This is a genomic window from Ruminococcus sp. AM31-15AC, from assembly GCF_003462045.1.
In the GTDB taxonomy this organism is placed as follows: Bacteria; Bacillota; Clostridia; order Oscillospirales; family Ruminococcaceae; genus Hominimerdicola; species Hominimerdicola aceti.
Genome location: NZ_QTYG01000019.1, coordinates 37,894 through 46,814, shown reverse-complemented (window position 1 = coordinate 46,814; position 8,921 = coordinate 37,894). Strand labels below are relative to the sequence as shown.

Below are 8,921 nucleotides of genomic sequence, written 5' to 3'. Positions count from 1 at the left end.
ATAAATATAATTTATGACAATCTTACAAATATAAGAAAAACATCATCTTATGGTTTGGTTCGATTAATCAAGCAAATTCTATAAACTGGTATTAGCTTTTTGTGTCATTTGCGAAAACGTTTGCTACTATAAAATTACAGTATTCTCAAAGGTTGAGAACGATATGTGAAAACTAAAATTATTTTGCGTAAATTAATTGTGAAAAGTGACAAAAAAGCCGTTCACAATCAGTGAAAAAGTTCTGAAAATTAATTTTTTATAAATAAAATATTGCGAATACCATTGACAAAAATAGTTTACTGTAGTATAATTTCATTAGAAAATACAGAAAACGTTTAAGTTCAGTTACGAGGTATATATTTATAGTGGGTATAATGGAGGTCACGCTGATGAAAAGCATTAATTTTATGGGCGACAATGGTTTCAAAGAAGCACTTGAGAGCGTTGGTGTAACTGCAAGCAGCAGTATCAGCAGCGAGAAGATCTCGGGCTGTTTTAAATATGTTACAGCTGACGATATGTGTATTATTACCGGATACTGCGGTGACAGCCATATCGAAGTGCTGGAGCTTCCTTTTGAGCTTCGTGGCAAAAAGGTCATAGCTGTTGCAGGCGGTGCTTTCGCACATCTTTACGACCTTAAATGCGCTGTTATCTCAAAGGACGTTGTTGTCATCGGAAGAAAGGCATTTTACAAATGCTGTTCACTGGTGAATGTGACTATACCTGAGAGCGTAAGGTTTATTGGTGAGATGGCATTCTGCGGTTGTGAATCTCTGAGATTTGCGACTATACCTGACGGTGTGGAAAGGATACTGCCATTCACATTCTACAATTGCGACAGTTTGGAGAGAGCTGACCTGCCCGAGAGCGTAAGAGAGATCGGTGAGTCTGCATTCGGCTTTTGCTCTTCAATGAAAGAAATTTATCTTAATGAAAATATAGTTTCCATAGGAAATGGAGCTTTCCAGAACTGCATTTCTCTGAGAGAGCTTGAGATACCGGCAGCTATGATCGAGATCGCAGAGAATGCTTTCACATTCTGCTCAGGTCTGGAAGCGATCTCTATACCATTTGGAATCGAGGCTGTTGGCGACTACGCATTCTTCGGCTGCTCTGCTCTGAAAAAGGTTGAGTTCGCAGGATCTGTAAGAAAGATAGGCGAGTGTGCATTTGCACTTTGTGAGAAGCTCGAGAACGTTTATCTTCCTGATTCCGTTAGCAGGATAGGCAAGAGAGCGTTTGCTCAGAATACTGTAGTTAAGACGGTGAGGATATCAGGCAAGATCGCTTATGTTGGAAGCGAGGCTTTCCGTGGCTGTAAGACTTTGAGAGAAGTTGTTATCCCATCATCTGTAAAGAAGCTTGGTGCAAAGGCTTTCGTGGATTGCTCTGAGTTAAGAAGCGTTGTTATTCAGCATGGTGCCGATGGCATTGCGGAGGACGCTTTTGAGAGAGGTGCAGCCTTGATCACTGCTGACGCTGTTCCTGCACTTGATGACGAAACATTCAGGATAGCCGAGGCTGTTTACAACAAAAATTTCGCTTTATAAAATATATAACCTCTGGATCTGGGCGGCAGCTTTTAAGTTGCCGTCCTTTTTCTGTCTATTTGCAGGTGGGATATAATAATCCAAGTCGGTAGGATATAGGTCATTGTCGGTGGTATATAAAAAAAACGAGCGACCAAAGGTCGCCCTGCGATATGTAAAAAAAAATACGCTCTGCTTAACGCAGAACGTATTCAGTGGGGTGGGTAGTGAGATTCGAACTCACGGTCTTCAGTGCCACAAACTGACGCGTTAGGCCAGCTACGCTATACCCACCATACATATTAGAAGAAAATACTCGCAGCAGACTTTCATCTGGAACGAGTTTAATGGTACGCCATACTGGATTCGAACCAGTGACCTACCGCTTAGAAGGCGGTTGCTCTATCCAACTGAGCTAATGACGCATACTGTACTCATTGATACCTCAAACTCGGATAAAAGTTTAAGATATATTGGAGCGGGTGATGGGAATCGAACCCACATGACCAGCTTGGAAGGCTGGAGTTCTACCACTGAACTACACCCGCATACTGCCTGACCAGGCTTTTTTGGTGGTCTTTCAAGCTTACCGCTCAATCAACGATATTTATTATACCACTACAAGAGCCTTTTGTCAAGCACTTTTTTATATTTTTTTCATCTAAACTCAACTTTGTGCAACTTTACTTATTTGTTCTTCTTATGTTGTTTCATTTTATTCACTATAACATCTTTGAACAAAAAGCCAACGATACCTGCTACTAGAGCTACTCCAAGCACCACAAGTGCAACCGTGAAGTTACCGCTTTTTACATTGCTCCCCAAAATCGTGGAGAGCATTATTGCCGGAAGTCTGCAAGGCATGACATAATAGAAAAAATCCTTCTTGCTTATGGGAGTCAGGGGGACGATATATGAGATAACGTCCTTGGGTATTCCCGGTATGAGATAGAGGATTATAAGGATAACGGTTAGCTTTTTCTCATTTTGCAGGAATTTGAATTTTTTTAGCTGTTTCTCGTCAACAAAGGCTTCCACTATCGGTCTGCCAAATTTTTTCACAAGCACGAATATTGCCATTGTGCCAAGGAGCGTACCCAAGAATGATAGCAAACCGCCCCAGAACCAGCCGAACAGCACTCCACCCACCACTTGTATAGGCGGTATGACCGCTATGACCACTTGAAGAGCTTGTATGAAAGTAAAGATAAGCACTCCCACAATGCCACTGTAGTTATCAAGCTTACGCTCCAAGGCTGCAATACCTGCCTCGCTGTGAAGTGCTTTTATAAGAGGTATACACGCCACTGTAGCCATTACTATGACCGCTATTATTGCAACAAGGCTTATTATCTGTATTTTTTTCTTGTGCCTTGCAGTTTGTATTTTCGCCTCGTTTAATATTTCTTTCTCTTGTTCTTCGTTCATAAAAACGTCACCGTCATTTTCTTCTGAGTATTTTTTTCCTAAACCAATTTATGTACATATCTGTCAGCTGTGTGAGGGCATAGTCATAAATAAAGAAAAACAGGTTTGCCGCCGCCCACAGAACAAGCACGGCATACTTGCCAAACATCTCCATGCCCTCGAGCATATCCACCGAAGTAAAGATATACTGAAAAGCCAAAAAGAATATGACTATCGCCACATTGAACACTGCAAGCTTTATTGCCCACACCAACAGGCGGTTTTTCTTTTGGTCGAGATAATATTTAAGTATTGGATAATACCCCATGAACAGTATGAAAAGCAGGGTTGCTTCGTAATTTGGGGTCACGAAAATGCTCAGCAGGCTCACTGCACAATAGGTGGCTATCGCCCAGTTTTTATCCACCTCCACTATCATCACAACCATCATGAAGCCGGCGAATGTAGGGATAGTATAATCGAGCATGGGCAAAAAGCTGCTTGAAAACATCAAAAGCAGGCAGACAGCAGAGCATATGCCGCCAAGCGCCACTCGAAAAGCTATTTTATTTCTCATGGGTCTTTAGCAGCACGGTATAAGGTCGCCACCCATCATTTCACAGCAGCAGTCTGCACAGCAAAGTGAGGAACAGCAGTCAGGGCCGCTCATGCCGCCCGCTCGGTAGCCCTGAGTTGGGTTGCCGCTCATATAGCCGCTTCGCTGTCTGTTCATCTGGGCCAGCACGCTTTGATACTCCATGTTACTTGGGTCGAGCTGGACGGCTCTTGTGAAGTTGTTATAAGCCTCATTGAGCCAGCCTCTGCGGTGGCAGATAGTGCCTTTGAGGAAATACCACTCGGCATTTCTTTCCGAGGAGGACACATTATCAAGTATCTGATCTGCCTGAGTATAGCTTCCGCTTTGGATAAGGCTTCTGATATAGCCTGAGTCAAAGCCCTGTGAGGAAGCATAGCCGTCATAGCCGCTTCCTGCGGACTGGTATCCTCCCCCACGTCTTGAGGTCATGATCTGGTCATAGGCGGCGTTTATCTCGGACATTTTCTCCTCAGCTACGTCAGCTAGGGGGTTATCCTGATACTGGTCGGGGTGATATTTTTTCACAAGCTCTTTATAAGCTGATTTTATTTCAGCGTCTGAAGCTGTTGGGGATACACCTAAAATTTTATAAGGGTCTTTGGAGATCATTGATCGTTATTTCCTTTCCTGTTATTGCGGAATTTTCCGCTTCTTATTTGAGTATAGACATTTTTCAGCCCAAGATACACGATATTATCAAGTATATCACGATATCGCTCAAGGTCGAGCTTCACATAGATATCTGCCATTTCACCCAGGGTGAAATTTATGCTATCATCACAAAAGGCGTGGACTTTTTTGAGATAGTCCGCATTTATGCCCTCGGTGGTTGGAAATTTTGCAAGGAGCGGATTGTAGCTTTCACTCTCGTGGTCGTCCGGCAGGTCGTCCAGAGCGTCGCAGATATAGATAAATCTGCCGAGGAGGTAGCCGAACCGTTCAAGGAGCGGTCGGCGTTGGTCATGCTTGCTTGTAAGTCCGCCTGCAACGGCTTGCATCATAAGTGCGGTAGGCTCGCAGGCAAGGTCGATGCCTGCTGTTTTTTCACGCTCTATTTTATTTTGCAATTCCATTGCGTTTTCAACGGTAGGGGCAAGATCCGGATAAAGGCGAGCCGCTTTCTTATAGGGCTTTTTGAAAAAAGGCAGAAGTGCAAATGCGGCAAGCTTGCCTTTTAGCCCTTTATCGGCTATATCGTCACGGAGCTTATGATATGTGAGTATCACTGCGGCTGAGGACGTATATTTAAGATCGCAGGTACACTTTGCGCACATGGTCTTTTTAAGAGGGTGTGCGATACAGCGTTGCTTTTCTGCGTCAAGCTTAACTCCCCTCACAGAGAGATCCATAAGGGAGAGAAATGCGAAATCGTAGCTAAGGGTAAAGCGTGTCACAAAGCCATAGCGCCTACCCATATCCTTACAGAGTCCGCAATAGACAGCTTTATAGATATCATATTCAAACATTCGCATATAGGGTTTGAAAGGGCGGACATATCCGAACATAGGCACTCCTTAGGTTTTCGTTACTATACATTATAAAACACGATTGTGTATATCCCGTGAAATATATAACATTATACAACAATTTTAAGATAAAAGTCAATAATTTTTATGATAAAAATAAGGGTGGGGTAATGGAGGGATCAAAAAGACGGACGGGATAAAAAATAGGGCAAAATACAAAAGGGCGACCAAAGGCCGCCCCTATATCAGGTTTTTATAAACAAACGTCGGGATCAGGTCACAGCAAACTGTGAGTTATAGAGATCGGCATAGAAGCCGTTCTTTGCCATAAGCTCATCATGACTTCCCTGCTCTACTATGTGTCCCGAATCCATTACTATGATAGTATCTGCGTTCTTGATAGTAGAAAGTCTATGGGCAATTATAAAGCTCGTTCTGCCCTGCATCATTTTCTCAAAGGCACGCTGTACCAATATCTCCGTACGGGTATCTATAGACGATGTAGCTTCGTCCAGAATGAGCATTGGCGGCAGAGAGAGCATTACTCGTGCGATACAGAGAAGCTGTTTCTGTCCTGCGGAGATAGTGCTGTAGCTGTCTGAAATAACGGTATCATAGCCCTTTGGCAGACGCTTTATAAAGCCGTGACAATGGGCTGACTTGGCGGCGGCTATCATTTCTTCCTCGGTGGCGTCAGGCTTGCCGTAACAGAGGTTCTCTCTTATGGTGCCTGTTTTCAGCCACGTTTCCTGCAAGACCATGCCGTACATACTTCTCATGGAATCACGGGTACAATCCTTTATAGGCTCGCCGCTTATGCGTATCTCGCCGCTGTCGGTATCATAGAACCTCATAAGGAGGTTTATCATGGTGGTCTTGCCGCAGCCTGTTGGTCCTACGATAGCTGTACGCTGACCGCTCTTTACATGGAGGTTAAAATTCTCGATAAGCTTCACATCAGGCACATAGCTGAAGGACACGTTGTCAACGTCTAATGTGCCGTCAACGGAGGTAAGAACAGTAGCGTTAGGGCTGTCAGATATCTCCTCTGTTTCGTCTATGACCTCAAAGACACGCTTTGCAGAAGCGAATGCACTTTGAAGCTCGGTGATAACTCCTGATATTTCATTGAAAGGCTTTGTATACTGATTTGCATAAGTGAGGAAACAGCTAAGGTTACCAACAGTAAAGCCAACGCCTTTTATTACGGAGAGTGCGCCTACGATACCGACAGCCATGTAGACAAGGTTGTTTACAAAACGTGTGCATGGGTTGGTGAGTGATGAGAAGAATGTGGCGTTAAGTCCCACCTTTTGAAGCTTGAGGTTTACTTCTTCAAACTGCTCCTCAGCTTCTTCCTGATAGCCGAATGCTGTTACTACCTTCTGATTGCCTGTCATTTCCTCAACAAGGCTGGTCATGTCGCCTCTTGCAACTGATTGCTGGTGGAAAAGCTTGAATGTGTTCTTGGCGATAAATCTTGCGACAAATAGGGAAAGCGGAGTTAGGATAACCACGATAAGGGTTATTTTCACGTTGATGGAGAGCATGAATCCAAGTGTACCGAAAATTGTACACACGCCTGTAAAGAGCTGTGAAAAGCCCATGAGAAGTCCGTCTGACACCTGCTCCAAGTCGGAGATTATACGGCTGATTATATCACCGTGAGGGTGGGAGTCGATATAAGAAAGGGGTAGCTTTTGGAGCTTTGCGAAAGCATCGTTTCGGATATCTCTTACCACGCAATAGGTTATCTTATTTGTACAAAGTGACATGAGCCACTGGGCAATGCCTGTTACGGTGACTGTTACGCCAAGCTTGATGATGATATTGATAATTCCGTCAAAATCTACAAGTCCCTTGGCTATGATAAGGTCAACAGCATTGCCGACGAGGATTGGTGCATAAAGTGTGGTGGCAACTGCTATGACCGCAAAGACCATGGACAGTATGAACAGCCACATATGCGGTTTTGCGTATTTGAGAAGCGGTCTGAGAGCTGAGGTATCAAGCTTGTTTTTTGTGCTTTGCTTAGCCATTTGCCTGCGCCTCCTTTTCTGAAAGCTGTGAAAGGCATATTTCTTTATATACCTCGCAGCCGTTATAAAGCTCTGAATGAGTGCCGATACCTGCTATTTTACCATCGTCAAGAACGATTATCTTATCGGCACTTTTTATAGATGAGATTCTCTGTGAAACTATGAAAACGGTCATACCGCTTGTTTTTTCGTGGATAGCTTTTCTGAGCCTTGCATCTGTGGCAAGGTCAAGGGCGGAGGCTGAGTCATCGAGAATGAGTATCTCAGGATCACCAACCAATGCTCTTGCATGGTAAGTCTTTGACGCTGACCGCCTGAGAGGTTTTTGCCCTCCTGAAGTATCATCTCGTCAAGCTTATCAGGCTTTTTCTCAACAAAATCTTTCGCCTGAGCAATGTCAAGAGCGTTCCAGATATCCTCGTCCGTGGCGTTTTTATCACGCCACTGCATATTGTGTCTTATAGTACCCTTAAAGAGGACGGCTTTCTGAGGAACAATGCCTATCATGCCTCTGAGCTGTGAGAATGGGTACTCTTTTACGTCAACGCCGTCAACAAGGACTTCGCCCTGACGGACATCATAGAATCTTGGGATAAGGTTGATAAGAGAGGTCTTACCTGAACCTGTACCTCCGATTATACCGATAGTTTCGCCTTTCATGGCTTTGAAGCTTATATCCGAAAGAGAGTCGGCTTCGGCTGATGCGTACGAGAAGAAACAGTTTCTGAACTCAACGCATGGAGCGTTACCGTCAGTTGCGACAGGCTTATTATCCTTATCGGATACACTTGGCTCCACAGCGAAAACGTCATTTATTCTGATAGCGGAAGCCTGCATTTTGGTGATATTTGTAACGAGTATCGCCATAGCAAGGAGTGCTAAGAGTATCTGGTTCATATAGTTTACAAGGGCTATCACTTCGCCCTGTGAGATAAAGCCTGTATAAACCGCTTTGCCGCCAAACCAAATGATAGCGATGATAGCGAAGTTTACGATAACATAGGTGGCAGGGTTCATAAGGGCGGAAATTCTTCCTGCGATAATCTGCTGGCGTTTGAGCTCTTCGGTATTATCAGCGAACTCTTTTTCCTCGTCTTTCTGACGTGAAAAGGCTCTGATAACTCTTGCGCCTGTGAGAGTTTCGCTTGTCATAAGGTTAGTTTTATCCAGCTTTTTCTGGATATTCTTATACTGCGGTATAGTGATGTGCATTATAAGATAGATGACATAAGCAAGGCAAGGGGCGATTATCAGGAAGATAAGGGTAAGCTTCACTGAGATAGAGAATGCCATTATGATTGAGCCTAAAACGATAAAAGGCGAACGAAGAAACAGACGAAGGAGGATATTCACGCCCTGCTGAGCGGTATTGATATCCGCTGTCATTCTTGTGACGAGGGTATGACTTCCAACGCTGTCTATTTCCGCATAGGACAGTGAATTGATATGCTTGAAAAGATCACGTCGGAGGGCTGTTCCAAAGCCCAGTGACGCTTTTGCGGCAAAATACTGAGCAGTCAACGAACAAGCCAGACCGCAGAAGGCGAGGAGGACAAGCACACCACCCATTTTATAGATATAGGGCTTATCTTGATTTTTTATACCCACGTCAATGATATTAGCCATAACAAGCGGCACTGCAAGCTCGAAGCAGGCTTCGATAAGCTTGAACAGCGGACCGATTATGCTTTCTTTTTTATAGTTTTTCAGATACCTAAAAAGCTTCAGCATTTTTCTATCTCCCAACTAAATAAAATCATATAAATTTTATTATATCATATGTTTTTGTACATTTGTAGACGAATAAGTTAATTCTTTAAAAAAGTGGGGGATAATGCAGGGGCAAAAAGGTCGCCCGTCTTTATACGCCGGCATAGTT

The 8,921-nt window shown here is 43.8% G+C and carries 6 protein-coding genes, 3 tRNA genes and 1 pseudogene; 1 reads left to right on the top strand and 9 read right to left on the bottom strand.

The genetic code is table 11. From position 1 onward, the window contains the following. Window positions 1–389: 389 nt before the first annotated feature. On the top strand, window positions 390–1,553 hold the full coding sequence (locus DW793_RS07335) for a leucine-rich repeat domain-containing protein (RefSeq protein ID WP_181988318.1): 1,164 nt from the start codon (window positions 390–392) through the stop codon (window positions 1,551–1,553). A gap of 195 nt (window positions 1,554–1,748) precedes the next feature. Here the strand turns inward: DW793_RS07335 and DW793_RS07330 are convergent. From DW793_RS07330 to DW793_RS07290, 9 genes and pseudogenes are all read right to left on the bottom strand, one after another. Continuing rightward, window positions 1,749–1,826 (bottom strand) — tRNA-His (locus DW793_RS07330). A 54-nt stretch (window positions 1,827–1,880) separates the two neighbouring features. Then, window positions 1,881–1,957 (bottom strand) — tRNA-Arg (locus DW793_RS07325). Window positions 1,958–2,006: 49 nt separating this feature from the next. Beyond that, window positions 2,007–2,080 (bottom strand) — tRNA-Gly (locus DW793_RS07320). Between the two features lie 139 nt (window positions 2,081–2,219). Further along, a complete protein-coding gene (locus DW793_RS07315; protein WP_117878000.1) occupies window positions 2,220–2,960 on the bottom strand; it encodes a TVP38/TMEM64 family protein in 741 nt (246 codons plus the stop codon). A gap of 13 nt (window positions 2,961–2,973) precedes the next feature. Further along, complete coding sequence (locus DW793_RS07310; RefSeq protein WP_046439958.1) at window positions 2,974–3,516, bottom strand: hypothetical protein; 543 nt, start codon at window positions 3,514–3,516, stop codon at window positions 2,974–2,976. 6 nt (window positions 3,517–3,522) lie between these two features. After that, the gene (locus DW793_RS07305) at window positions 3,523–4,146 is read right to left on the bottom strand and encodes a J domain-containing protein (protein WP_118157506.1); all 624 of its coding nucleotides are present in this window, start codon (window positions 4,144–4,146) and stop codon (window positions 3,523–3,525) included. Then, window positions 4,143–5,042 carry a DUF5685 family protein gene (locus tag DW793_RS07300; RefSeq protein ID WP_118157505.1) on the bottom strand — a complete coding sequence of 300 codons (900 nt, stop codon included), beginning with the start codon at window positions 5,040–5,042 and terminating at the stop codon, window positions 4,143–4,145. The genes DW793_RS07305 and DW793_RS07300 overlap by 4 nt, the downstream gene beginning before the upstream one ends. A gap of 233 nt (window positions 5,043–5,275) precedes the next feature. Further along, complete coding sequence (locus DW793_RS07295) at window positions 5,276–7,042, bottom strand: ABC transporter ATP-binding protein (RefSeq protein ID WP_118157504.1); 1,767 nt, start codon at window positions 7,040–7,042, stop codon at window positions 5,276–5,278. Then, window positions 7,035–8,773, bottom strand: a pseudogene (locus tag DW793_RS07290) (ABC transporter ATP-binding protein). The gene DW793_RS07295 and the pseudogene DW793_RS07290 overlap by 8 nt, the downstream one beginning before the upstream one ends. Between the last annotated feature and the right edge of the window lie 148 nt (window positions 8,774–8,921).